Source organism: Pseudonocardia sp. TMWB2A (genome assembly GCF_017312135.1).
Genome location: NZ_QKQY01000002.1, coordinates 4348076 through 4371493, shown reverse-complemented (window position 1 = coordinate 4371493; position 23418 = coordinate 4348076). Strand labels below are relative to the sequence as shown.

Annotated in this window: 21 protein-coding genes; 6 read left to right on the top strand and 15 right to left on the bottom strand. The window is 76.5% G+C overall.

Annotation, left to right across the window (positions count from 1 at the left end):
- The first annotated feature begins 44 nt into the window (after positions 1 to 44).
- On the top strand, positions 45 to 620 hold the full coding sequence (locus DMP17_RS34925; protein ID WP_226357592.1) for a TetR family transcriptional regulator: 576 nt from the start codon (positions 45 to 47) through the stop codon (positions 618 to 620).
- Here DMP17_RS34925 and DMP17_RS34920 read toward each other — a convergent pair.
- The gene (locus DMP17_RS34920; protein ID WP_226364839.1) at positions 617 to 1987 is read right to left on the bottom strand and encodes an MFS transporter; all 1371 of its coding nucleotides are present in this window, start codon (positions 1985 to 1987) and stop codon (positions 617 to 619) included. The genes DMP17_RS34925 and DMP17_RS34920 overlap by 4 nt on opposite strands.
- A 66-nt stretch (positions 1988 to 2053) precedes the next feature.
- Between DMP17_RS34920 and DMP17_RS34915 the strand changes: the two genes are divergently transcribed.
- Entirely contained in the window at positions 2054 to 2944 is an 891-nt protein-coding gene (locus DMP17_RS34915; protein ID WP_337831776.1) for a LysR family transcriptional regulator, read from the top strand.
- A gap of 14 nt (positions 2945 to 2958) precedes the next feature.
- Here the strand turns inward: DMP17_RS34915 and DMP17_RS34910 are convergent, their stop codons facing one another.
- The 3 genes from DMP17_RS34910 to DMP17_RS34900 are packed head-to-tail and all read right to left on the bottom strand — an operon-like array spanning position 2959 to position 5953.
- Complete coding sequence (locus DMP17_RS34910; protein WP_226364841.1) at positions 2959 to 3606, bottom strand: LutC/YkgG family protein; 648 nt, start codon at positions 3604 to 3606, stop codon at positions 2959 to 2961.
- Positions 3603 to 5129, bottom strand: coding sequence for a lactate utilization protein B (locus DMP17_RS34905; RefSeq protein ID WP_337831775.1), 1527 nt, complete (start codon positions 5127 to 5129; stop codon positions 3603 to 3605). The genes DMP17_RS34910 and DMP17_RS34905 overlap by 4 nt, the downstream gene beginning before the upstream one ends.
- A complete protein-coding gene (locus DMP17_RS34900; protein WP_337831774.1) occupies positions 5126 to 5953 on the bottom strand; it encodes a (Fe-S)-binding protein in 828 nt (275 codons plus the stop codon). The genes DMP17_RS34905 and DMP17_RS34900 overlap by 4 nt, the downstream gene beginning before the upstream one ends.
- Positions 5954 to 6039: 86 nt before the next feature.
- Between DMP17_RS34900 and DMP17_RS34895 the strand changes: the two genes are divergently transcribed.
- Both DMP17_RS34895 and DMP17_RS34890 read left to right on the top strand, forming a co-directional pair.
- The gene (locus tag DMP17_RS34895; RefSeq protein ID WP_337831773.1) at positions 6040 to 6735 is read left to right on the top strand and encodes a FadR/GntR family transcriptional regulator; all 696 of its coding nucleotides are present in this window, start codon (positions 6040 to 6042) and stop codon (positions 6733 to 6735) included.
- A gap of 10 nt (positions 6736 to 6745) precedes the next feature.
- Positions 6746 to 7402: a maleylpyruvate isomerase family mycothiol-dependent enzyme gene (locus DMP17_RS34890; RefSeq protein ID WP_337831772.1), complete on the top strand. Its 657-nt coding sequence runs from the start codon at positions 6746 to 6748 to the stop codon at positions 7400 to 7402.
- A gap of 223 nt (positions 7403 to 7625) precedes the next feature.
- On the opposite strand, the gene DMP17_RS34885 is transcribed toward DMP17_RS34890, so the two are convergent.
- From DMP17_RS34885 to DMP17_RS34860, 6 genes are read right to left on the bottom strand one after another with little or no spacing between them, the layout of a single operon-like run.
- Positions 7626 to 8135, bottom strand: coding sequence for a gamma carbonic anhydrase family protein (locus tag DMP17_RS34885; RefSeq protein WP_337831771.1), 510 nt, complete (start codon positions 8133 to 8135; stop codon positions 7626 to 7628).
- A 4-nt stretch (positions 8136 to 8139) separates the two neighbouring features.
- A complete protein-coding gene (locus tag DMP17_RS34880; RefSeq protein ID WP_226357583.1) occupies positions 8140 to 8655 on the bottom strand; it encodes an O-acetyl-ADP-ribose deacetylase in 516 nt (171 codons plus the stop codon).
- Positions 8652 to 9425, bottom strand: a complete 774-nt coding sequence (locus tag DMP17_RS34875) for a 5-formyltetrahydrofolate cyclo-ligase (RefSeq protein WP_337831770.1) — start codon at positions 9423 to 9425, stop codon at positions 8652 to 8654. The genes DMP17_RS34880 and DMP17_RS34875 overlap by 4 nt, the downstream gene beginning before the upstream one ends.
- A 12-nt stretch (positions 9426 to 9437) precedes the next feature.
- Positions 9438 to 9692: a DUF7218 family protein gene (locus DMP17_RS34870; protein WP_226357581.1), complete on the bottom strand. Its 255-nt coding sequence runs from the start codon at positions 9690 to 9692 to the stop codon at positions 9438 to 9440.
- Between the two features lie 9 nt (positions 9693 to 9701).
- Entirely contained in the window at positions 9702 to 10178 is a 477-nt protein-coding gene (locus DMP17_RS34865) for an NUDIX domain-containing protein (protein ID WP_374203913.1), read from the bottom strand.
- Positions 10179 to 10194: 16 nt separating this feature from the next.
- Positions 10195 to 10785 carry a GNAT family N-acetyltransferase gene (locus DMP17_RS34860; protein ID WP_337831769.1) on the bottom strand — a complete coding sequence of 197 codons (591 nt, stop codon included), beginning with the start codon at positions 10783 to 10785 and terminating at the stop codon, positions 10195 to 10197.
- Positions 10786 to 10951: 166 nt separating this feature from the next.
- Between DMP17_RS34860 and DMP17_RS34855 the strand changes: the two genes are divergently transcribed.
- Complete coding sequence (locus DMP17_RS34855; RefSeq protein ID WP_226357578.1) at positions 10952 to 11797, top strand: DedA family protein; 846 nt, start codon at positions 10952 to 10954, stop codon at positions 11795 to 11797.
- A 24-nt stretch (positions 11798 to 11821) separates the two neighbouring features.
- Here DMP17_RS34855 and recD read toward each other — a convergent pair whose 3' ends face one another.
- Genes recD through DMP17_RS34830 form a run of 5 tightly spaced genes read right to left on the bottom strand, consistent with a single transcriptional unit; the run spans position 11822 to position 22936 of the window.
- Entirely contained in the window at positions 11822 to 13831 is a 2010-nt protein-coding gene (recD, locus tag DMP17_RS34850) for an exodeoxyribonuclease V subunit alpha (RefSeq protein WP_337831768.1), read from the bottom strand.
- A complete protein-coding gene (locus tag DMP17_RS34845; protein ID WP_337831767.1) occupies positions 13828 to 17313 on the bottom strand; it encodes a UvrD-helicase domain-containing protein in 3486 nt (1161 codons plus the stop codon). The genes recD and DMP17_RS34845 overlap by 4 nt, the downstream gene beginning before the upstream one ends.
- Positions 17310 to 20687, bottom strand: a complete 3378-nt coding sequence (gene recC, locus DMP17_RS34840) for an exodeoxyribonuclease V subunit gamma (RefSeq protein WP_226357575.1) — start codon at positions 20685 to 20687, stop codon at positions 17310 to 17312. The genes DMP17_RS34845 and recC overlap by 4 nt, the downstream gene beginning before the upstream one ends.
- Before the next feature lie 46 nt (positions 20688 to 20733).
- The gene (locus DMP17_RS34835) at positions 20734 to 22155 is read right to left on the bottom strand and encodes an SDR family NAD(P)-dependent oxidoreductase (RefSeq protein ID WP_226357574.1); all 1422 of its coding nucleotides are present in this window, start codon (positions 22153 to 22155) and stop codon (positions 20734 to 20736) included.
- 43 nt (positions 22156 to 22198) lie between these two features.
- Positions 22199 to 22936: an AraC family transcriptional regulator gene (locus DMP17_RS34830; RefSeq protein WP_337831766.1), complete on the bottom strand. Its 738-nt coding sequence runs from the start codon at positions 22934 to 22936 to the stop codon at positions 22199 to 22201.
- Positions 22937 to 22999: 63 nt separating this feature from the next.
- On the opposite strand from DMP17_RS34830, the gene DMP17_RS34825 reads away from it, so the two are divergent.
- Positions 23000 to 23410, top strand: coding sequence for a VOC family protein (locus DMP17_RS34825; protein WP_226357572.1), 411 nt, complete (start codon positions 23000 to 23002; stop codon positions 23408 to 23410).
- Positions 23411 to 23418: the final 8 nt, after the last annotated feature.

The following is a 23418-nucleotide window of genomic DNA, read 5'->3' as shown; positions in this document are numbered from 1 at the left end:
CAGAACTGTCCAGGCAATGGACGGGCCGTGTCATGATGTCGGCCATGAGCGAGCGGCGGACGATGGCGCGGCGGGCCCGCGACGAGCTGCGCGGTGAGGTCCTCGACGTCGCCGAACGCCTCGCGGTCGCGGGCGAACGACCGTCGATGCCCGAGCTCGCCCGCCGGGTCGGGGTCAGCAGGCAGACCCTCTACAGCGAGTTCGGCGACCGGGACGGCCTCGCCGCGGCCCTGGTGCTGCGCGCCACCGACCGGTTCCTCGACCGGATCGAGGCCGCCCTCGACGGCGAGCCCGACCTGTACGCGGCCTGGGTCGCCGCGGCCGACGCCGCCCTCACCGAGGCGGGGGAGAACCCGCTGATCAAGGCCCTGCTCAGCGGCGACGCGGCGGTCCCGTCCGCGTTCGGCACCGACTCCGGCCCGATCATCGCGGCCGCGGCCGAGCGGTCCGCGGGCTACCTGCGCCGGGTCCGGCCCGAGGCTCGCGAGCAGGACGTCCGGCTCGCCGCCCAGACCGCCGCCCGGCTCACCGTCAGCCACATGGTGCTCCCCACGGGCCCGGCCGCGCGCTCGGCCGAGGACATCGCGACGGTGGTGGTGCGGACGCTCGGCGACGCCTAGCTCCGGACGGCGTCGCCCGCCCCGCGGGGCAGCCGCAGCACGTCCAGTGCCACCACCAGCGCCAGTACCGCGAACACCGCGAAGGTCACCCGGAACGCGGCCGGCGCGTCACTGGTGAGCGCGGCGGCCCCGGCCAGCACCGCGGAGGCCAGCGCGACCCCGAGCCCCATCGACGTCTGCTGCACCACCGCGGCCAGGGTGTTCGCGTGCCGCAGCTCGGGACCGGTCACGTCGGTGAAGGGCAGGATCGAGTACATCGTCAGGCCCACCGACCGGGCCGCCCCGCTCAGCGCGCACACCACGACGACGGCCACGATCCCGGCGTCCGGCGACCAGGTGGCGGCGACCGCCAGGGTCGCGGCGACCGCGACCGCCGCGGTGGCGGCCATCGTCCGCAGCCCGAACCGGCGGATCAGCGCCGTCGTCGCCGGCTTGGCCGCGATGTTGCCCGCGAACACCGCGACCACGACCGCACCCGCCGTCGTCGCGCTCCAGCCGAACACCTGCTGGAACAGCAGCGGCAGCAGGAACGGCACCGCCGTCACGACCGCCCAGAACAGCGCGCCGCCGACCGAGGACGCCCGGAACGTCCGGACCCGCAGCACCCGCACGTCCACCAGCGGGTGCGCGGTCCGCAGCAGGTGCCGTCCGGCGACGGCCAGCACCACCGCGCCCGCCGCCACCGCGACGCCCGCCGCGACCGGCAGGCCGTGGTCGACCAGCGCCGAGGACGACACCAGCCCGCCCAGCCCGGCCGCGCACAGCACCAGTCCCGGCACGTCCAGCGGCCCCGCCCCGCGACCGGGGGTGTCCGGCACCCAGCGCAGCGCCAGCACCAGGCCGAGGACCCCGATCGGCACGTTGATCAGGAACATCCAGTGCCAGCTCGCGTACGTGGTGAGCAGCGCCCCCAGCAGCGGTGCCACCACCGGCGCCGCCAGCCCCGGCCAGACGATCCACGCCATCAGCCGCGGCACGTCGCGCTTGGCGACGCCGTCGAGCAGCATCAGTCGCCCGACCGGCACCATCATCGCCGCGCCGACCCCCTGCACCACCCGCCACCCGACGAGCTCGGCGAGCGTCCCGCTGCTCGCGCACCCCACCGACGCCAGTGTGAACACCGCGATCGCGGCCGTGAGCACCCACCGCGGCCCGAACCGGCCGGTCAGCCAGCCACCGGGCGGCAGGGCGACGGCGAGCGCCACCAGGTAGGCCGCGACCACCAGCCCCACCGACGACGGCGTGGTGCCGAGCGCGCGGGCCAGCGGCTCGGCCGAGGTCGTCACGATCGTGACGTCGAGGTTCTCCATCACGAAGCAGCCCGCGACGAGGGCTGCGAGCCGCCGGGGGATCGGGGATGTCTGCACGACGCAAGCGTGCATGGTGCAATGGTTGAGCACCAGTTCCGATTGCTCAGCCTAGGATTGCGTCCCGTGCAACTCCCGGACCTGAACCTGCTGCCCGCGCTGGACGCCCTGCTCCGCACCGGCAGCGTCACCGGCGCGGCCGCGGAGCTGGACGTCTCGCCGCCGGCGATGAGCCGCACCCTGGGCCGGCTGCGCCGGGTGCTGGGCGACCCGCTGCTGGTCCCGGCGGGGCGGGGCCTCGTCCCGACCGCGCTCGGGCGCGAGCTCGCCCCGCGCGCCGAACAGGCCCTGCTCGGCGCGGCCGACGTGCTCACCCGCCCCGCGCCGCCGGAGCTCGCCGCGCTGGAGCGGGTGTTCGTCGTGCGCGGCAGCGACGAGAGCGGCGTCGTCCTCGCCCCCGCGCTCGCCGCCGCGGCGGCCCGGGAGGCACCGCGGGTCCGCTTCCGGTTCGTCCCGGAGGGCGACGAGGACCCGGCGGACCTGCGCGACCACGTCGACCTCGACGTCGGCACACTGCCGCCCGCCCTCCCGTCCGACGTGCGGGTCCGGCGGGTCGCCGACCACGGTCACTCCGCACTCGTGCGGCCGGCCGCGCCGGTCGGGGAGCGCCTGACGCTCGCGGAGTTCGTCGCGCTGCCGCACGTCGCGGTCTCCCGGCGGGGTCGGGCGCACAGCATCGTCGACGAGCGACTCGCCGATCTCGGTCTGCGCCGTGACGTGTTGGCCACCGTGCCCGCCATCGGCACCGCCATGCTCCTCGCGACCAGCGCCGACGTCCTGGCGCTCGTGCCGTCCGACGCGGCCGCGGTCGTCGCCGGGCCCGCCGGGCTGCGCGTCCACCCGATCCCGCTCGACCTGCCACGGGTCGCGCTCGGGATGCTGTGGCACCGCCGCTGGGACACCGACCCCGCGCACCGCTGGCTGCGCGACCGGGTCGCCGCCCGGATGGCCGGCTGAACCCGGCCCCGGGCTCAGCCGACGATCACCACGTGCAGTGTCCGCGGCCCGTGCACACCCTCCACCCGGTCCAGCTCGATGTCGCTGGTCGCGCTCGGCCCGCTGATCCAGGTGTGCGGCCGCGCCGGGTCCAGCGCCGCCACCGCCTCCGGCACCCCGGCCACGACCTGGTCGGCGCGGATCACACAGACATGCAGGTCGGGGACCAGCGTCGCGGCGCGCCGGCCCTGGCCCGGACCGTGGTCGAGGATGATCGTGCCGGTCTCGGCGATGCCGATCGCGGCCGTCGACAGCACGCCGTCGCAGCGGTCCAGCTCCGACACCGCGACGTCCGGCCCGTCCGGGACGACCTCGACGTCGCCGGGCACCAGGCCGGCCGGGAAGCCCGGCGGCACCAGGATCCGCAGCGGGCCGGAGCCCGCGAGCGGGGACCGGCCGGCCAGGGCGCCGGCGACCCGCGCTGCCGCGGTGCCCGGGTCCGCCCGCTCGACGACGGCGCGGTAGTCCGCGACCCGCTCGTCGAACAGGTCCACGACCTGCGCGTGCGGCAGCGACCGGTCGGGGACCGGCCGGACCACCTCGACGTCGAGCACCGGCTCGACATCGGGCACGTCGGCCAGTGCCCGCCGGGCCTTCGCCAGGATCGCCTCGCGTGCGCTCATGCCCCGTCCCCGTTCTTCCGCCCGCCGTCGGTGTCGTCGCTCCGGCTCCGCCCGCCGTCGGTCCTGGTCCACCACTCCCGGAAGGACTCGGCAGCCGGTACCGGCACGTCGCGCGAGTCCGACCAGGCGCTCGCCGGGCCGGGCACCGCGCCGAGGATGCTGCGCCCGCCGGGCGCGGTGCGGCCCAGCCGTCCGGCCAGCTTCCCGCCGATCCCGGCGACACGTTCCGCGGCGCCGGTGCGCGCGGCCGAGGACAGCGTCCACGACGCCGCCCTCATCGCGACGTCCTGCACCGACGGCACCCGGCTCGCCCGCTTGTGGGCGTCGACGACCTCGGCGCGCAGGTGCACCAGCACCTCGGGGATGTCGATGCGGACCGGGCAGACCTCGAAACACGCCCCGCACAGGCTGGAGGCGTACGGCAGCGAGTCGGTCTGCGGGTCGGTGCCCACCCCCCGCAGCTGCGGGGTGAGGATCGCGCCGATCGGGCCCGGGTAGACCGAGCCGTAGGCGTGCCCGCCGGTGCGCTCGTAGACCGGGCACACGTTCAGGCAGGCCGAGCAGCGGATGCAGCGCAGCGCCTGCCGCCCGGTCGGGTCGGCCAGGACGTCGGTGCGGCCGTTGTCCAGCAGCACCACGTGCACCTCCTGCGGCCCGTCGCCGGGGGTGACCCCGGTCCAGGTGGAGGTGTAGGGGTTCATCCGCTCCCCGGTCGAGGACCGGGGGAGCAGCTGCAGCATCACGTCCAGGTCCTGGAAGGTCGGCAGGACCTTCTCGATCCCGACCACCGACACCAGCACCTCGGGCAGGGTCAGGCACATCCGCCCGTTGCCCTCGGACTCGACGACGGTGAGCGTCCCGGTCTCGGCGACGGCGAAGTTCGCCCCCGACACCGCCACCTTCGCCCGCAGGAACTTCTCCCGCAGGTGCTCCCGGGCCGCGGCGGCCAGGCGCTTGGGCTCGTCGGTCAGGTCCGCCGGGGCGGCGCGCCCGGCGCGGCCCATCTCGCGCAGGAAGATCTCCCGGATCTCCGCGCGGTTGCGGTGGATCGCCGGGACCAGGATGTGGCTGGGCAGGTCGTCGCCGAGCTGCACGATCAGCTCGGCGAGGTCGGTCTCCCAGGCGTGGATGCCCGCGGCCTCCAGCGCCGAGTTCAGGTCGATCTCCTGGGTGGCCATCGACTTGACCTTGACGACCTCGTCGGTGCCGTGCCGCCGCGCGATGTCGACGACGACCGCGTTCGCCTCGGCCGCGTCGCGTGCCCAGTGCACGGTGGCCCCGGCCGTCGTCAGCGACCGTTCCAGCTGCTCCAGGTAGTCGGGCAGGTGCCGCAGCACCCGGTTCTTGATGGCCTCACCGGCCAGGCGCAGCTGCTCCCAGTCGTCGACCTCGCCGACGACGTTCCCGCGCTTGGTGCGGATGGTGGACGTGGCGTGGGCCAGGTTGCGGCGCAGCTGGGAGTCCTCCAGCGCGGCGCGCGCCGCCGCCGGGAACGCCGGTGTGCCGAGGAACGTGCCGCTCATCGGGCCGCCTCCGTCGTCGCGTCCGGGACCGCGCTGCCGACGCTCGTCGGGTCCGCGGCCCGCTCGGTGCGCCGCTCGACCACGGGCTCGGTCTGCGCCAGCACCTCGGCCAGATGCATGACCCGCATCCCCGACCGCTGCCGCGACAGCAGCCCGCCCACGTGCATCAGGCAGGAGTTGTCCCCGGCGACGAGCACCTCCGCGCCGGTCGAGCGGACGTGGCGGGCCTTGTCGTTGCCCATCGCGATCGAGGTCTCGGAGTTCTTCACCGCGAACGTCCCGCCGAAGCCGCAGCACTCTCCCGAGCCCGGCAGGTCGAGCAGGGTGAGCCCGCGGACCGCGCGCAGCAGCCGGGTCGGCCGGTCGCCGACCCCCAGCATCCGCAGCGAGTGGCAGGTCGGGTGGTAGGTGACGCGGTGCGGGAAGTAGGCCCCGACGTCGACGACGCCGAGCACGTCGACCAGGTACTCGCTCAGCTCGTACACCGACGGTGCCGACTCGACGCCGCGGACCAGGCCCGGGTCGCCGGAGCGGCGCGCGACCAGGCCGTGCTGGTGGCGCACCGAGCCCGCGCACGACCCGGACGGGGCGAGGATCGCGTCGTACCCGGCGAAGGCGTCGAGGTGGTTGCGGACGAGCGGGACGGCCTCGTCGAGGTAGCCGGTGTTGACCATCGGCTGCCCGCAGCAGGTCTGCGCGGCGGGGAACTCGACGTCGACGCCGAGGCGGCGCAGCAGGGACACGACGGCCTTGCCGGTGTCCGGGAACAGGGCGTCGTTGAGACACGTGACCATGAGGCCGACGCGGGGCCGGGAGATCGGCATGGCGCCTCCGGTGAAGTGGTGGGACGGAGGGTGTGGTCCGACCAAGGTATCGGTATGGTCGGACCACACACAAGCAGGAGGACGACGTGCGTGTTCCCGCCGCCCACGAGATGGTGCTCGCCCACGTCGAGGAGCGCCTGACGAGTGGCGAGTGGCGCCCGGGGGACCGGCTGCCCCCGGAGCGCGAGCTCGCCGCGACGCTGGGTGCGTCCCGCCAGGCGGTCCGCGAGGCGCTGCGGGTGCTGCAGGCCCAGGGCGTGATCCGCTCGCAGGTGGGCACCGGCGCGGACTCCGGGACGGTCGTCGTGCCGGCCCCGGCGCGGGCACTCGGCCGGGTGCTGGCCCTGCACCTGGCGGTCGACTCGTTCCCGGTGGACGACGTCACCGAGGCCCGGGTCATGTTCGAGCGGTTCTCCGCCGGGCTGGCCGCGCGCCGGCGTTCGGCGTCGGACCTGCTGGAGTGGACGGCCGCGCTGGACGTCATGGACGACGACCTCGACCCGGCCGCCTTCAGCGACGCCGACATCGCCTTCCACGTCGCGATCGCTGCGGCGGCCGGGAACCGCCTGGTGGGGGAGCTGACCCGGGCGATCCGGGAGTCGGTGCGCGGGATGCTGCTCGACGCGATGCAGGCCCAGGGGGACTGGCCCGCGCTGCGCGAGCGGCTGCGGGCCGAGCACCGGGAGATCCACGCGGCCATCGCCGACGGCGACGGGGCGCTGGCCGCGGACCGGATCGAGGCGCACATCCGCGCCTTCCACGGCCGGGTCCGGCCTGCTTAGGCTCACCGCCGTGACCACCTCCGACCTGCCCGACGCCGCCGTCGTCGCGGTGTCCGCCCGGTACCGGCGCGGGTTCGCCGACCTCGTCTCCTCACTCGACGCCGCGCAGCTCGCGGCGCCGAGCCTGTGCGCCGGGTGGGACGTGCGGACCGTCGCCGGGCACCTGGTGTCCGCGCTGACCACGACGGTGCCGTCGTTCCTGGTCCAGGTGCTGCGGGCGCGCGGGAACGTGGACCGGGCGGTCGACCGGGCCGCGCGGCGGGACGCGACCCGCCCGGTCGAGGAGCTGGTCGCGGTCCTGCGCGACCGGGCCGACAGCTCCTTCGCCCCGCCCGGCATCGGGGCGCGGGGCCCGATGACCGACGCGATCGTGCACACCGCCGACGTCACCGTCCCGCTCGGGCTGCCGTTCGACCCCGACCCCGCCGACGTGCGCATCGCGCTCGACTTCGTGGTCGGGACGGTCCCGCTCGCGTTCACCACGCGGCGTCGGGTGGCGGGCCTGCGGTTCGTCGCCGACGACGCCGGGTTCGCGCGGGGCGAGGGCGCGGAGGTCCGGGGACACGGTGTCGACGTGCTGCTGGCCGCCTGCGGGCGCCCGGCGGTGCTGGACCGGCTCACCGGGGACGGCGTCGCGACGCTCGCCGCCCGGCTGACCGGCCGCTGACGCCGTCCCTCCGGCCCACCCGCACCCGCCCCGGGCGACGCGTTGCTCCCGCGCCCCGTTCACGCGTCGGTCCCGCGCCCGGTTCACGCGCGCCGGACCTGAGAACGCGTCCTCGATCGGGCGCGCGTTCTCCGACCCGGCGCGCGGCCGGTGTGCGGGGCCGCGCGTGGTCCGGCGGGCCGGTGACCGGGGGACCGGATCCGGGGCGCCGGCGACGGCTGGGTCAGGCGTTGGCGGCGCGGTGCAGGCCCAGCAGGTGGACGTAGGCGGCGGCCGACAGCGGGATCGAGTTCCGTTCGGCCTCGCCGAGCTCGCGACGCACCTTCCCCGGGACCCCGGCGACCAGCGACCCGGGCGGCACCACCGTGCCCTGGGTGAGCACCGCACCCGCGGCGATCAGCGACCCGGCGCCGACGTGCACCCCGTTCATGAGCACCGCGCCCATGCCGATCAGCACGTCGTCCTCGACGGTGCAGCCGTGCACGACCGCGCGGTGGCCGATGGTGACGCCGTCGCCGACGGTCGCCGGGAAGCCGGGGTCGGCGTGCAGGACGGAGCCGTCCTGCACGTTGGTGCGGGCGCCGAGGGTGATCGGGGCGAAGTCGGCCCGGATCACGCACGTGTACCAGATCCCGGTCTCCGCACCGACGCTCACCTCGCCGGCGAGCACGGCGCCGGGCGCCACCCAGGCCTGCTCGTGGACCTGCGGGGTGTGGCCGTTCACGGTGATCATGGGGTCAGCCTAGGGCGGTCTCGAACGCGGCGAGGACGTCGTCGCTGAACAGGACGAACCGGACCTCGGTCACCGCGGTGCCCGCCTCGGCGACCTCCCGGACGGTGGCGACGGCGATCCGGGCGGCGTCGTCGAGCGGCCACCCGTAGATCCCGGCCGAGACGGCGGGGAACGCGACGGTCCGGGCGCCGAGCTCGTCGGCGACCCGCAGCGACTCGCGGTAGGCACTCGCCAGCAGCGCCGACCGGTCCTCGCGCCGCGCGTACACCGGTCCGACGGTGTGGATCACCCAGCGGGCGGGCAGGTCCCCGGCGGTCGTCGCGACGGCCTGTCCGGTGGGGAGCCCGTCGGGCAGGTCGCCGTCGCGCAGCCGCTCGCACTCGGCGAGGATCGCGGGCCCGCCACGCCGGTGGATGGCGCCGTCGACGCCGCCCCCGCCGCGCAGGCCGGAGTTGGCGGCGTTGACGACGGCGTCGACCCGGGCCTCGGTGATGTCCCCGCGCTCGCAGACGATCCTCATGCGCGTGCCTGTTCGCGCAGCCGTCCCAGCAGCGGGATGGCCGCGATCTTGTCCTCGGTGAGGGACTCCCACACGATGCCGCCCTCGGGGCGGTTCCGGCGGTGCTCCCGGCAGTCGACGACGCGGTCCGGGGTGACGATCAGGTCGACCGGCGCGTCGTGGTCCGCCCACGGGATGACGCCGGCGTCGCGCAGCTGCAGCTCGTGCACGGTGGTGACGACGAGGGTGTCGTCGGAGATCAGTCCCGCCGCGCGGGCCAGCGCGAACTCCAGGTCGGCGAACCCGCCGCCCTTGCCCAGCCGCGCCCCGTCCGCGCCGACGGCCACACAGCCTGTGACGACGAGGTCCACCGGCTCCAGCTCGTCGACGGCGACCCGGCGGGCCGACCGCGTGGCGTTCTTGATCGACACGGCGCGGTGGGGCGGGTCGGCGAGGTGGTCGGGGTCCAGCAGGAAGAACGGGTCGTCCTCGGCCAGCCTCGGGACGGCCATGTACACGGTCTTGCCGTCCTCCAGCGCGTACCGGCGCACCGGGAGCTGGGCGGAGTCCGGGTTGGACTTCACGGTGCGGGCGGCGCGCCACACGTCCAGCTCGCGCAGCCGCCGGGCCGCGGCCTCGGCGCCGACGAAGTTCGAGATCCGGTTCCGCGCCCCCGGGAACCGGGAGGCCTTCTGCTCGGTCAGCGCGGTCCAGACCTCCTCGCGCAGCTCCGCCTTGCGGGCGAGGGTCCCGGGGTCGCCCCCGGCGTCGTGGTCGTGACGGCGGCTCATGCCCCGATGATGTCAGTGCTCGCGCAGGGCCCGGATCAGCTCGTCCTTGGTCATGTCCGAGCGGCCGGGGATGCCGACCTTCTGCGCCTGGGCGTAGAGCTGGTCCTTGGTCTGGTCCTCGTAGTCGCCGTGCTCGCCGCCGCGCCTGCCGACGGTGTCGCGACCTTCGGCGGCCGCGGCGTTCGCGATCCGCGCGGACTTCTCCTTGGAGTTGCCCTCCTCGCGGAGACGCTCGTACATCTCGTCGTCCTTGATGCTGCTCGCCATGGCGGTCGACTACCCGCCGAGCAGCGCGGCCAACCTGTCCAGCAACGGCACCTGACCCTTCACGATCTTCTCCCGGGCGGTGGCGAGGTCGAACCACGCGGCGCGGTCCAGCTCGGGGAAGCGGAGGGTGCGCCCGGAGCGGGGCGGCCACTCCATCTCGACCCAGCTGCCGTCGTCGGGACGGTCGGCGACGGCGTCGGCGCCGGTGAAGCCGGACCCGTCCAGCGCGAAGGCGGTGACGGTCTTGTGGGACTGGCGGACCGTGCCGAGCCCGACCGGCTCGCCGTCGGGCGGCGGGGCGCCGATCTCCTCGGTGAACTCGCGGCGGGCGGCGTCGAGCGGGCTCTCGTCGGGGCCGTGCTCGCCCTTGGGCAGCGACCAGGCGTGCTCGTCCTTGCGGGCCCAGAACGGTCCACCCATGTGGCCGAGCAGCACCTCCGGGCCGCCCGGCCCGGCCCGGTGCAGCAGGAGTCCGGCGCTGGTCACGGGAGGCACGCAGGGATCATCCCAGACGGGCGGGCCGGTCGAGCCGGTGCACGTGGGCCAGCGGGGGATCGGCCGGGTTGTCCGGGGGCAGCTCCCCGGTCGCGACCCGGCGGAACCCGGCCTTCTCCAGCGCCCGGCACGACGCCCGGTTGCCCGCCGCGACCGGGACGACCACCGCCGTCGACTCCGGGTAGCGCTCCCAGCCCTCGGCGACGGCGGCGGCGATGATCCGCGGGCCCAGCCCGCGCCCGGTCAGCTCCACCGGCCCGATGAGGTAGTCGACGGTCAGCGCACCGTCCGGGAGCGTCAGGATCGGCGCGATCGCGGCGACCTCCTCGGGGTAGTCGTGCCAGCGGGCGCGCTGGACCAGCCCGACCGGGACACCACCGAGCTCGGCGACGAGGTCCTCGCCCGGTTCCTCCCCGCGCAGCCCCGCCCCGAAGTCGCGTTCGAGCGCCTCGTCGGTGGTCTCGTGGAACCACCACCGGTGCACGTGCGGCGCGGCCAGCCAGCGCCGCAGCAGGGGCAGGTCGGCCCGCACCAACGGGCGCAGGGTGACGGGGGCGTCGAGGGACGGCCCGTCGGCCGGTGTGACGGGCGGCGGCACGGGGCGGGAGCGTAGCGGCGCCGCGGGCCGCCGCCGAGGGGTTTCCTCCTCCGCCCGGACGAGGACGGGGACGGTGGGCATCTCGTCCTCGCTGCGGATCCGGGCCGGACCCCGGCCCGCCTAGGGTCGTGTTCCGATGGAACGCCATCGGACGAGGGGGACGACGATGACGAGCGACCACACCCGGCCGGCCGCACGGACGGGAGACGGCGGGTCCGCCGCGGACCGCGGGGACGGCGCGGACGCCGTCGCGACCGTGGCACCGGACGCGCCCGCGACCGCCCCCGCACGGACCCGGTGGTGGCGGCGCGACTACAGCCCGGAGGAGATCGAGGCGGGCAAGCAGGCGTGGCGCGACGCGATGCCGTGGGACCACCCGATGTCGCGCGGCGACAAGGTGCTCGTCTTCTCCACGCTCGGCCTGCTCGTGTTCATGCTCGCGACGATGCCGCTGCGGCCGTTCCTGCTGGCGTCGCACCCGGTGTGGCTCGCCGCGGTCACGGGCAGCCTCTCCGCGGTCGGCGCGGGCGCGGCGTTCGCCCGGATCGGCGAGGCGGACCTGTGGGTCGTCATCGCCGCCGGGGTGTTCGGGATGATCAAGTTCGACTGGCTGTTCTGGCTGGCCGGGCGCCGGTGGGGCGAGAAGATCGTCGCGCTGTGGGCGCCCGGTGACCTCGCGAAGCGGTTCGTCGGCCGGATCCGCAGCTGGCCGCGCTGGGCGATGCCGATCGCCGTCGTCGCGGCCGCGCTGCCCGGCATCCCGGCCGCCGCGGTGTTCGCGGTCGCCGGACTGGGGAGGATGCGGCTCGCGACGTTCCTGCTCTTCGACGCGATCGGCGCCGCGCTGATCACCGGGCTCGTCGCCGGGCTCGGGTTCGGCCTCGGGCAGGACGCCGTCGACGTGGTGCTCGCCGTCGACAAGTACGCGTTGTGGATCAGCCTGGCGCTGGTCGTGTTCGTGTCGTTCCAGGCGAGCCGCAGGCAGAAGCAGCAGGCCCCGCCCGCCGCGTGACGGTGCCCGCGCCGGCTCGGGACCTCAGGTCCCGAGCCGCTGCTGCAGGCCGCTCGCGCGCCCGGCCGGGCGGCCGATCGCGGCGCGTACCGCCTCCTCGGTGCCGATGATCCGCACGGACTCCTTGGCCCGGGTGACGGCGGTGTAGAGCAGCTCGCGGGTCATCAGCGGCGAGTCCGCGGGCGGCAGCACCACGGTGATCCGCCGGAACTGGCTGCCCTGGCTGCGGTGCACCGTCATCGCGTGGACGGTGCCGACGCCGCCGAGGCGTGCCGGCTCGAACGCGACCGAGGAGTTGTCCCGGGCGAACACCGCGCGGCGTCCGGACGCGGTCCGGACCACGACGCCGGTGTCGCCGTTGAACAGGCCCAGGTCGTAGTCGTTCGTGGTGACCAGCAGCGGACGGCCCGGGTACCAGGGGGCCTCGGCGGCGAAGCCGGGACGCTCGGTCTCCACCCAGCGCTCGATCTCCGCGGTCCAGCGGGTCACCCCGTGCGGGCCGCGGCGGTGCGCGCAGAGGACGCGGTGGTCGTCGAGCACCCGCAGCGCCTGCTCGGAGTCCCCGGCCTCGGCCGCCCCGATCACGTTCACCGCGGCCCGGGTCACGTCCTGGCGGAACGTGTCCAGCCGGCGTGCCTCGATCTCGGCCGCGTCGCCGTCGACGAAGGACAGGTCGGCCGTGCCGCGGCGCAGCAGCGCGACGGCGGCGTCCGGGTCGTTGCCCTGCACGGCGGCGGCGAAGTCCGCGATCGTGCCGCCGAAGCGCCAGTTGCGCTCCAGCCGCACCACCCCGTTGGGGATCACGACGGGCGGGCCCGGCTCGGCGGGCGCGGGGGTGCCCGCGGCGCCGGACGCCGGGACGGGCCGGTCCACGCGGAACGCCCCGCAGGCGCTCAGCGCGTCCTGCAGCGCGGGCTCGGCCCGGCCGCCCGCGGCGGCGAGGTCGCCGAGGACCGCACCGGCCTCCACCGACGCGAGCTGGTCCGGGTCCCCGACCAGCACCAGCCGGGCGTCCGGGCGGACGGCCTCCAGCAGCCGCGCCATCATCGTCAGCGACACCATCGACGTCTCGTCGACGACCACGACGTCGTGCGGCAGCCGGTTGCCCCGGTGGTGGCGGAACCGGCCCGACGCGCCGCGCGAGCCCAGTAGCCGGTGCAGCGTCGACGCCGTCGCCCCCGCGACGGCGGCCCGGTCGGTCTCCGGCAGCCGCCCGTGGGCCTCGGCGACGGACTGGGTCAGCCGGGCAGCCGCCTTCCCGGTCGGCGCGGCGAGCGCCACCCGCAGACCCGGCGCGCCGGGCGGGGCGGCCGCGCGGTGCAGGTCGTGCAGGACGGCGAGCAGGGCCGCGACCGTCGTCGTCTTGCCCGTGCCGGGACCGCCGGCGATCACGGCGACCGGCCGCAGCGCGGCGACCGCGGCGGCGAGGCGCTGCCGTTCGGCGCCGGGGTCGCCGAGCAGCCGGTCCAGCGCCGCGCACAGCCGGTCGGGGTCGACGGCCGCGACCGGCCCGGCGCGCGCGGTGAACTCGCGGCGGACCAGCTCCTCCTCCTGCCAGTAGCGCTCCAGGTAGAGCAGGTCCCCGAGCAGGCGCAGCGGGCGCCCGGCGGGACCGTCCTCGCCGACGGCGACCAGCGGGCTGTCCGCGCAGGCCGCGCGCCACGTCGCGGGCTCCGGCCAGGGCAGCCCGGACACGTCGACGGCGACCTCGCCCTCGCCCGCGGTCGTGGCCGCGGCCTTCACCAGGTCGACGCACACCGACCCGTTGCGGATCGCGCGCACGGCCAGCGCGGCGGCGAGCACCACCGGTTCGGGCTCGGCGGCGGCCGGGTCGGCGGCGGTGGTCGGGTCGCCGCGTCCGCCGAGGGCGGCGAGCCGCCGGGCGACGTGCACGTCGCCCGGCGCGAGGATCTCGGCCTCGTTGAACGCGGCGAGCACCCCGGTCGCGGTGCGGGCGGCCCGTGGACCGAACGGGTCCCGCTCGGGGGCCGGGGGTGCCGTCGGCGCCGGGGTGGGGGGTGCGGTCGTCGTCACGGGGTGCCTCCGTCCAGCAGGTCCGACAGCTCCTCGACCAGGGCGGCGGGTGGCCGCCAGGCGAAGACACCGCACGGCGCGGCCAGCGGCCCGGACCCGGTGACCGGGGTGTCCGGCCCGCACATGCCGCGCAGGAACAGGTAGCCGACCCCGCCGAGGTGGGTGTCCGGGTCGTAGCCGGGCAGCCGCCAGCGCAGGTAGCGGTGCAGCGCGACGGCGTAGAGCAGCGCCTGCAGCGGGTAGTGCGCGTCGGCCATCGCCGTGGCCAGCCGGTCGGCGGTGTAGTGCGCCGCGGTCAGCGGGTCGCGCCCGGACGGGCCGACCGGGCCCAGCCAGTTCGTCTTGTAGTCCACGACGAGGAATCGCTCCCCGGCCCCGTCACGGACCCGGAGCACCGAGTCGATGCTGCCCGTCAGGTAGCCGCGCAGCGGCTGTCCGGCGAGGTCGGGGGAGTCGAGGAGGTCGGCGTAGCCGTGCAGCGGGTCGCCGGGCCCGAGGTGCCTGCGGACGGCGGCGGCCAGCCCGGACAGGGTGAGCCGCCCCGTCGGGGTGTCCCCGCCGCACAGCGGCAGCTCGAAGTCCAGCTCGGACAGCCGGTCCTCCGGGGCGACGTCGGCCAGCGCCAGCCCGGACGCGATCGGCCCGAGCGGGGTCCGCAGCACCGGGACGAGCGCGTCGGCGAGCTCGTCGGGATCGAGGTCGGCCGGCTGGTGGCGCAGCTCCTCGGTGACGTGCGCGACGACCTCGGCCCGCAGCGCGGCGTCACCCTCGGCCGCGGTGGTCGTGTCGAGGTGTTCCAGCACGGCGTGCACCAGGGTGCCGAACCCGGTGCCCGAGGGCAGGTCGGCCATGGGGGAGGGGAACGCCGCCGGGTCGGCTGTGCCCGCCGTGGCGTCCCCGGTGGGGCCCGCACCGGGCAGCGGGGCGGGGTCGGGCTCGTCGACGATGCCCTCGTCCTCGGGCTCGGTCAGCACCCCGGGCGCGGTCGCGGCCGGTTCCGGCTCGGCGTCGACGGCCGGGTGCGGGTGGTGCGCGGCGTGCGCGGCCGCGGTCAGCGCGGTGTAGGACGTGCGCCGCCACGCGGTGTCCAGCGTGCGGGTGAACGTCGCGACGGCCAGCCCGGCGTCGGGCGGGACCGGGGTGCGGTCGGCGGGGTCGCGGTCGTGCAGGGTCTCCACCGACGCGCCGGCCGGGGCGAGCCGCTCCCGCAGGAACGCCAGCGCGTTCGCGTCGCCGGGGACCTTCGCGGTCGGTTCCGGCTCCGCGCCGGGCCCGGCGTGCCCGAACAGCACCCGGTGCAGCGACGCCGCCGCGGTCGTCGTCCCCGGGACCCACCAGGCGACGACCTGGCTGCAGGCTCGGGTGAGCGCCACGTACAGCAGCCGCAGGTCCTCGCCCGCCTCCTCGGCCTGGTGCAGCGCGGTGCGCCGGGTGCGGTCCGGCCCGGTGGACCCGCCGACGTCGAGCAGCCGGCGCTGGCCACCGGCACCGGCCGGGGTGTCGTGGTAGAGCAGCGTCTCGGGCCGGTCGTCGACCCAGCGGTCCCACGCGAACGGCAGGTACACCACCGGGAACTCGAGCCCCTTGGACCGGTGCACCGTCACGATCTGGACGGCGTCGGCGTCGGACTCCAGCCGCCGGCTCCGCTCGGCGGAGGTGTCGCGGGCGGCCTCGCCGATCCGGTGCCGCAGCCACTCGGTGAGCGCCGTCGGTCCCAGGTGGCGTTCCAGCGCCGCGGAGTGCAGCACCTGGCCGACGTGGCGCACATCGGTGAGGTCGCGCTCGCCGTCGGGGCTGCGCAGCAGGCGCTCGGCGGGGGCGTAGCGGGCGAACACGGCCTCCTGCAGGGCGGCGACCCCGCGCTCGGCGAGGACCTGGTGCCAGGCCCGCAGGTCCGCGCCGAGCTGGTCGACCAGGCCCTCGGCGTCGGGCCCGCACAGGTCGGCGACGGTGTGGCCGACGAACCGGGTCAGCGCGGCGGCGCGCAGCCGCATCGAGCGCTGCGGCTGCTCGACGGCCTCCAGCAGCGTCAGCCACTCCGCGGCGACCGGCGTGGCGAACACGCTGGTGGAGCCGGTGAGCACGGCGGGCACCCCGGCCTCGGCACAGGCGTCGCGCACCAGCAGGCCCTGGGCGTTGGTCCGCACCAGCACCGCGACCTGCCCGGGGCGCAGCCGTTCCCCCGCGAAGCGGGCGGTGCCGTCGAGCAGCTGCGACAGGTCGACGGCGACGTCGCGCGCCACCACCGCGCGGGCGCCCTTGGCCCGGGCCAGCCCGCGCCCGGTCAGGTCGAGCCGGTCCCGGTCGACCAGCCGCAGCCGCAGCGGGGCGTCGTGGCGGGCGGTCAGCCGCCGGCCGGTGTGGTGGGCCCGGACCGGGTGCACGACGATCCCGGAGTCCCCGAGGGCGGCCTCGCCGAACACCCCGTCCAGCGCGGTGAGCAGGGCCGCGTCGCTGCGGCGGTTGGTCGAGAGGGTGCGCCGGGTCGCCGCCGCGTCGGCGGCCCGCAGGTAGCTGTGCACGTCGGCGCCGCGGAAGGCGTAGATCGCCTGCTTCGGGTCGCCGATGAGCACCAACGTGGTGTCGGGGGCGGAGTGGAACGCCAGGGACAGGATCTCCCACTGCAGCGGGTCGGTGTCCTGGAACTCGTCGACGAGCACCACCGAGAACCGCGACCGCAGCCGCTCCCGGGCGGCGGGGCCGCGGACCGGGTCGCGCAGCGCCGCGGCGAGGCGGGTGAGCATGTCGTCGTAGCTGTAGATGCGCGAGCGCCGCTTGCGGGCGTCGACCTCGCGGCGCACCGCGGAGGCGAAGCCGTACCGGGTGGCGGCCGGGGTGGCCGGGTCGGCGTCGCGGGGCTCCAGCTCGGCCTGCGGGTCGCCAACGGCGCGGCGGGCCAGCGCCAGGGCCGCGGCCCGGTCGAACGCCGGGCGGCCCGCGTTCGGGGCGGCGTACTTGCGCACGTAGAAGTCGTCGACGACCTCGGTAACGACGTCGTCGACGTGGTCGACGAACTCCGCGTCCGGGTCGTTGTCCCCGGCCACGCCCAGCCCGGCCAGCATCTGCATGCAGAACTGGTGGGTGGTGGCGATCGTCGCCGCGTCGAACGACGCCGACGCCGTCGCCAGCCGGGCCCGGCGCCGCTCCAGCTCGGCCGGGTCGGTGGCGGCCAGGTGCGCGACCACGGGGTCGGCCTCCGGCGTCGGCGGGGCGGCGCCGGACTGCACGGCGGCGAGCGCCCGCTCGGTGCCCACCAGCCGCTCCCGGACCCGCTCGCGCAGCTCCTGGGTGGCGTCGCGGCCAAAGGTGACCAGCATCAGCCGGTCCAGGTCCGCGACGCCCTCGGCGACGTAGCGGGTCGCCAGCGCGGCGATCGTGTAGGTCTTGCCCGTCCCCGCGCTCGCCTCCAGCACGACGGTGCCGGTCGGCAGCGGCCCGTCGACCTCGAAGGTCGGTGCCGACAACACGCTGGTGGTGCTCACGGCGCGTCCTGCCTCTCGTGGTCGAGCAGCGGTGCCCACAGCCGGACGGCGAGCTCCCCGAAGCGGGTGGGCTCCCCGCCGGAGCCGGGCTCGGGACGGACGACCAGCGGGCCGCCCGCGGCGCCCCGGACGAAGACGTGCGGGGCCTCGGCGTGCTCGAAGCGCGACCACTCGCTCTCCGCGGCGGCGAACGCGTTGGCCGGGACCACCCCGCGGGCGCGGTTGCGGGCGTAGACGGCGGCGGCGTCGGTGGGCAGCGGCAGCGGCGCCCGCAGGCCCTCGCGGCGCAGCGCGACCAGGTCGGCCAGGGTGCGGCGGGCGAGGCCCGGGTCGACCGGGCCGAGCACCGAGCGGGCCGCGCCGCCGGGGCCGCGCCCGACGGTCACCGCCGTCCAGGACCGGCCGGGGTGCGCGGCGGTGAGCGCGAGCAGCTGCACCCACGCCCGCAGCCGGTGCTTTGCCTTGAGCCGCGAGTACTCGACGCGCACCACGACGTCGCCGTGCAGGCCCGGCACCGTCCCGGCGACGGCGCGGCCGTCCTCCGGTGTGCCGGTGAGCTGCGCGACGAGGTCCTGCGATCCCGCCTCGCCGGTCGCGACCGCCGCGGCGACGGCGACCAGGGGCTCGACCTGCCCGCCGACCTCGGTGAGCACCCGGTGTCCGATCCCGCCGGGCGGGAGGTCACCGCGCAGCGTCTCGGCCCGGGCGACGGCCTGCGGTGCCGCCCCGGCGAGCCGGTCGGTCAGCAGCCGGTCCCCGATCTTCCAGGTGGCCAGGCCGTCGAGCTCGACTGGCAGCGCGTCGTCGGGCTCGACGTTCTCCTCCGGTGGCAGCACCCGCACCCGCTGGCGCAGGAACGCCCGCACCGGGTGCTCGACGAACGCGACCAGCTCGTCGAGCTCGACCACCCCGTCCGGCGGGTCCTCCGGCGGAGGCAGCGGGTCCGCGCCGAACAGCGGGGTCACGGTGCGCGGCCCGGCCGCGGCCTCGGCACCGCGCAGCGCGGCCCGGTCGAAGCTGAACGGCCCGGCGGCCAGCAGCGCGCCGGAGGTGAAGTTGCGCCGGTCGAACGGCTGCAGCGGGTGCCGGGCCCGCAGCGCCTGCGACGCGGTCGCCTCGGTCCCGGTCCGCACGCAGGCGTCGATCGCGTCGCACAGCTCCCCGACCGGCACCGACGGCGGCCGGTCGGCACCGGTGCGCTCGTCGGCCCCGGAGGACACCACCACCAGGTGCCGGGTGGCCGAGCAGATCGCGTCGAGCAGCAGCTGGCGGTCCTCCCCACGCGGGTCCCGCTCGCCGACGACCGGGTCGCGGGCCAGCACGTCGTCGCCGTCGGGGGCGCCGGCGCGGGGGAACACCCCGTCGTCGCAGCCCAGCAGGCACACGACCTTGTGCGGGACGGCCCGCATCGGCACCAGCGTCGCGACGGTCAGCGTGCCGGTCCGGAAGTTGGCCCGGCTGGGCCGCCCGCGCAGCCGCTCGGCGAGCAGGCCGCGCACGTCGGGCAGGTCGAGGTCGACCGTGGCGGCCTGCGGCCCCGCGGACGCGACGACGTCGGCCAGCTCCGCCCGGGCCTGCCCGGCCTGCCAGGCGTCGGTCGGGGTGGTGTCGGTCAGCGCGGACAGCCCCTCGACCAGCGCGTCCACCCAGACCGACAGCGGCTGCGGGCCGCGCAGCGCACCGAGCACCGTCGCGAGCCGGTCGACGAACTCGGCGAGCCGCCCGACGAGGTCCACGTCGGAGGAGTCGACCTCGTCCAGCGGCAGCGCGGTGCCCAGCCAGGCCGGGGCGCCCGGCGTCTCGGCCATCGCGACGCCGACGAGCATCCGGTCCAGTCCGGCCCGCCAGGTGTTCTGCTCGACCCCGTCGAGCCGGTAGGGCCGCCGGTGCGCGGCGTCGAGCCCCCACCGGACCCCGGCCGCGGTGACCAGCTCGGACAGCCGCTCCAGCGCGTCGTCGTCGAAGCGGAAACGGCGCCGCACCGGGGCGGAGGCGACCAGGTCGAGCACCTGGGAGGCGCTGACCCGGGACCCGGCCAGCTCCAGCAGCGACGACACCGTGCCCAGCAGCGGGTTCGCCTGGCGCAGGGCGCGGTCGGCCAGGCGCACCCGCAGCCGGTGCCCGGGGTGGAGCTCCTCCCGCGACGGGCCCGCACCGTCGGGGGAGTCCGCGTCCGGGGCGAGGCCGAACGAGGCGGTGATCAGCGGCGCGAACACCTCGATGTCCGGGCACATGACGATGATGTCGCGCGGCTCCAGGTCCGGGTCGGCGGCGAGCAGGCCGAGCAGCACCTCGCGCAGCACCTCCACCTGCCGGTCCGGGCCGTGGCAGGAGTGCAGCGCGACGCTGCGGTCGTCCGCGTCGAGCAGGGGACGGTCCTCCGGGGCGGGGGGCACGGCGTCGTCGCGCAGGGCGGTCTGCAGGCGGCGCAGCAGGGTCGGCGCGCCGGTCCCGGCGGGGGCCGGGTGGTGGGTGTCGGTCACGCCGGGACCGGCCGCGGGGAGCCGCAGGGCCAGCTCCCGGGTGTCCCGGCCGAGCGAGCGCAGCAGCGGATGACGCACGGCCTCGGCGCTGGTGTCGGCGGCGCGCGAGGGCACCCCCGGTGTCCGCGCGGCGCGCACCGCGTCCCACATCGCCGGCGACGGGTGCGGCAGCCACAGGTGGACCTCCCGGTGCGCCGCGAGGGCCTCCAGGACGGTCAGGTGCTCGGCGGCCAGCCGGGTGGGGCCGAACAGCGACAGCCGCGGCCCGACCTCGGGGCCCGGGTCGGCGCCCCCGCGCAGGCGGGCCACCGCGTCGTCGAGGCGCTCGGCGGGACCGGGCACCCCGAGTGCGGCGTGCAGGCGGCGCCACAGCTCCGGCTGCCACACCAGGTCGGCGGGCACCGCGTCCTCACCGGTACGCCAGCGGCGCAGCAGCTCGGGGCGGTGCGTGGCGTAGGAGCCGAACAGCCCGGCCAGCGTGCGGGCGAGCGCGTAGCGGCGGCCGTGCCCACCCCGCTCCAGGTGCGCGGCGAGAGCGGTGAACCGGTCGTCCCCGCCCGCGGCGACCGCCTCGTCGATCAGCTCCAGCAGCGGCCACACCGACCGGCCGGGCGACCACGGGTCGGTCGCCGGGTCGGTGCCGGTGACGTGCGCGACGACCCCGCCGAGCAGCGCGGCCGGCGCCGGGAACCGGACGTTCGCGCAGACCCCGCCGCTGCCCGTCCCCGCACCGAGCCGGTGCGCGAGCCGCTGGGCCAGCCAGCGCTCCACCCCGCGCTCGGGGACCGCGACGGTCTCGGCCGCGAACGGGTCGCCCGAGCCGGCCGCCAGGACGTCGGCGAGCGCCTCGACGAGGGTGTCGGCGCGTTCGGCCCGATGGATCTCCAGCACGGACCGCACGGTAGCGGCGACCCCCGACAGTGACGGGTGGACCCCTCTACCAGGAGGACACGCGGTAGTTCTTCAGGAACACTCCGTGCAGGTCCTCGCCGGCCTCCCCGGCGACGATCGGGTGGTAGACCCGGGCGGCGCCGTCGGCGAGGTCGAGCGGGGCGTGGAACCCCTCCTCGGCCAGGCGCAGCTTCATCGGGTGCGGACGCTCGTCGGTGATCCAGCCGGTGTCCACCGCGGTCATCAGGATCCGGTCGGTCGCGAACATCTCGCCCGCGCTGGTGCGGGTCAGCATGTTCAGCGCGGCCTTGGCCATGTTCGTGTGCGGGTGCCCGGGCCCCTTGTAGCCGCGTCCGAACACGCCCTCCATCGCCGAGACGTTCACGACGTACTTGTTGCGGGCGCTCGACGCCGCCATCGCCGGGCGCAGCCGCGAGACCAGCACGAACGGCGCCGTCTGGTTGCACAGCTGCACCTCGAGCAGCTCGAGCGGGTCCACGTGCTGGACGTGGTCGACCCAGCTGTTGACCGCCGCGGTGTCGGGCAGCAGCCCGCCCGCGTCGACCGCGGTGCCGGCGGCCATCCGCTCCGGCGACGCCGAACGGGCCGTCGTCGCCAGCGCGGCCAGGTCGCGCCCGCCCGGGACCGCGCCGGCCAGCAGGAGCGGGTGCTCGCGCGAGGCGCTGGTGAACGACACGATCTCCGGCAGCTCGCCCGCGGGCAGCTCCTCGTGCTCGGCGGCCTCCAGCGCGGAGTACGAGCCGGGGGAGCGGCGCACCGTCTGTGCGGCGTTGTTGACCAGGATGTCCAGCGGTCCCGCGGCGGCGACCTCGTCGGCGACGGCGACGACCTGGCCCGGGTCACGCAGGTCCACCCCGATGACCCGCAGCCGGTGCAGCCACTCGGCCGAGTCGGGCAGCGCGGCGAAGCGGCGGGCGGCGTCGCGCGGGAAACGGGTGGTGATGGTGAGGTGCGCGCCGTCGCGCAGCAGCCGCAGCGCGATGTACATCCCGATCTTGGCGCGGCCGCCGGTGAGCAGCGCGCGGCGCCCGGACAGGTCGGTGCGGGCGTCGCGGTGGGCGCGGTGCGCGGCGGCGCAGTCCTGGCACAGCTGGTGGTAGAAGGCGTCGACGACGGTGTAGCGCGTCTTGCACACGTAGCAGCCGCGGGCGCGGTGCAGCGTCCCCGCGGTCGCTCCGGGGGTGTTCGACACCAGCGGGATGCCGGCGGTCTCGTCGTCGATGCGCCCGGCCGCGCCGGTCGCGGTGGCGGCGGTGACGGCCTCGTCGGAGGACCTCTCGGCCTGCCGCTTCTCGGCGCGGCGCCGCAGCCGCACCGACTTCCAGATCCCCGCGGTCGCCCGCCGGACGACCACGGCGTCGGGGTGTTCGGGTGGCAGCTCGTCGACCTGCGCCAGTACCTTCAGCGCGGTCGCGAGCTCGTCCGGGTCGATGCCGGGGCTGGACACCGGGACACTCCTGGGATCGGTGGTCGGGGGACGGGCGTCGAGTCTAGGGAGCCCGTACGAGTGCTCCGGGGCTCGACCCCAGCTCGGCCTTGACCATCGCACCGAACGCGCTGGGTGTGGCGTACCCCGCGGCGTGCGCCACACCGGCGAGCGGACGGCCGTCGGCGAGCTCGGCCAGGGCCGCGACCAGCCGGGCCCGGCGCCGCCAGGCCGCCACGCCGAGCCCGGTGCCCTCACGGAACCGGCGCTCCACGGTCCGCCGGCCGGCTCCGCAGCCCCGGCACAGCGCGTCGACCCCGGCCGGGTCGCCCGGCGCGGCGAGGATGCGCTCCGCGACCCGGCGCGCGGCCGGGTCGGTGGGCAGTGTCAGCAGCAGCGGTGTCATCGTCGTGGCCGCGGCGAGCTCACGCTCGGTCAGATCCAGCAGGGCCGCGGCGGCCCGGTCGTCGTCCGGGTACAGCGGCGCGCGGGCGACCGCGGCCAGCAGCAGCTCGCGCAGCAGGGGGACCACCCGGACCACCCGCGCCGGACCGGGCCGGGCCCCGCGCAGGTACAGGGTGCGCAGCCGGACCGTCGCCACCGCCCGGACCCGGTGCGGCACCCCGGCCGGGACCTCGACGGCGGCCCCCGGTGGCACGAACCAGGAGCCGTCGGGCAGCTCGAGGGTCATCGCACCGGTGGTGGTGAGCAGCACCTGGTGCCAGCCCGGCGGCTGCGGGGGAACGATCGTGCCGGCCGGGTGGGTCACCGCGTAGCTGCGGACGGGCGGATCCTGTCGCACACACGACAGGATCGGTCGTGACGGCGACGGAGCGCCAGTGCCCGCCGGGCCAGACTCCGTTCCATGACGACACCGACGACACCGACGACCCCGCCCATCGGCACGGTCGCCCACATCGCGATCAACTCCGACGACACCGACGCGAGCCGCGCCTTCTACGGGGCCGTGCTCGGCTGGCGGTTCGAGCCGTGGGGCCCGCCGGAGTTCTTCCGGGTGCACACCGACCGCGGGCGGGACCCGGGGCCGTTCGCGGCCCTGCAGCACCGGCGGGTGTTCGACGGCGGCGTGGCCGCCCCCGTGGAGATCACCGTCGCCGTCGACGACGTGGCGGCCGGCCTGGCCGCGGCCGTCTCGGCGGGCGGCCGGGTGCTGATGGAGCCGACGACGATCGCCGGTGTCGGTGAGCTGGCGTTCGTCGCGGACCCGTCCGGGGTCCCGGTCGGGCTGATGCGCTACGACCCCGCCGCCGGGTGACGGTCCCG

Excerpts from the sequence above, each read along its gene's own strand:
- DMP17_RS34910 (WP_226364841.1), bottom strand. The coding sequence starts at position 3,606 with ATGAGCGCACGCGAGGCGATCCTGGCGAAGGCCCGGCGGGCACTGGCC.
- DMP17_RS34855 (WP_226357578.1), top strand. The coding sequence starts at position 10,952 with ATGACGAGCGACCACACCCGGCCGGCCGCACGGACGGGAGACGGCGGG.
- DMP17_RS34870 (WP_226357581.1), bottom strand. The coding sequence starts at position 9,692 with ATGGCGAGCAGCATCAAGGACGACGAGATGTACGAGCGTCTCCGCGAG.
- DMP17_RS34880 (WP_226357583.1), bottom strand. The coding sequence starts at position 8,655 with ATGAGGATCGTCTGCGAGCGCGGGGACATCACCGAGGCCCGGGTCGAC.
- DMP17_RS34905 (WP_337831775.1), bottom strand. The coding sequence starts at position 5,129 with ATGAGCGGCACGTTCCTCGGCACACCGGCGTTCCCGGCGGCGGCGCGC.
- DMP17_RS34925 (WP_226357592.1), top strand. The coding sequence starts at position 45 with ATGAGCGAGCGGCGGACGATGGCGCGGCGGGCCCGCGACGAGCTGCGC.
- DMP17_RS34875 (WP_337831770.1), bottom strand. The coding sequence starts at position 9,425 with ATGAGCCGCCGTCACGACCACGACGCCGGGGGCGACCCCGGGACCCTC.
- DMP17_RS34885 (WP_337831771.1), bottom strand. The coding sequence starts at position 8,135 with ATGATCACCGTGAACGGCCACACCCCGCAGGTCCACGAGCAGGCCTGG.
- DMP17_RS34825 (WP_226357572.1), top strand. The coding sequence starts at position 23,000 with ATGACGACACCGACGACACCGACGACCCCGCCCATCGGCACGGTCGCC.
- DMP17_RS34900 (WP_337831774.1), bottom strand. The coding sequence starts at position 5,953 with ATGCCGATCTCCCGGCCCCGCGTCGGCCTCATGGTCACGTGTCTCAAC.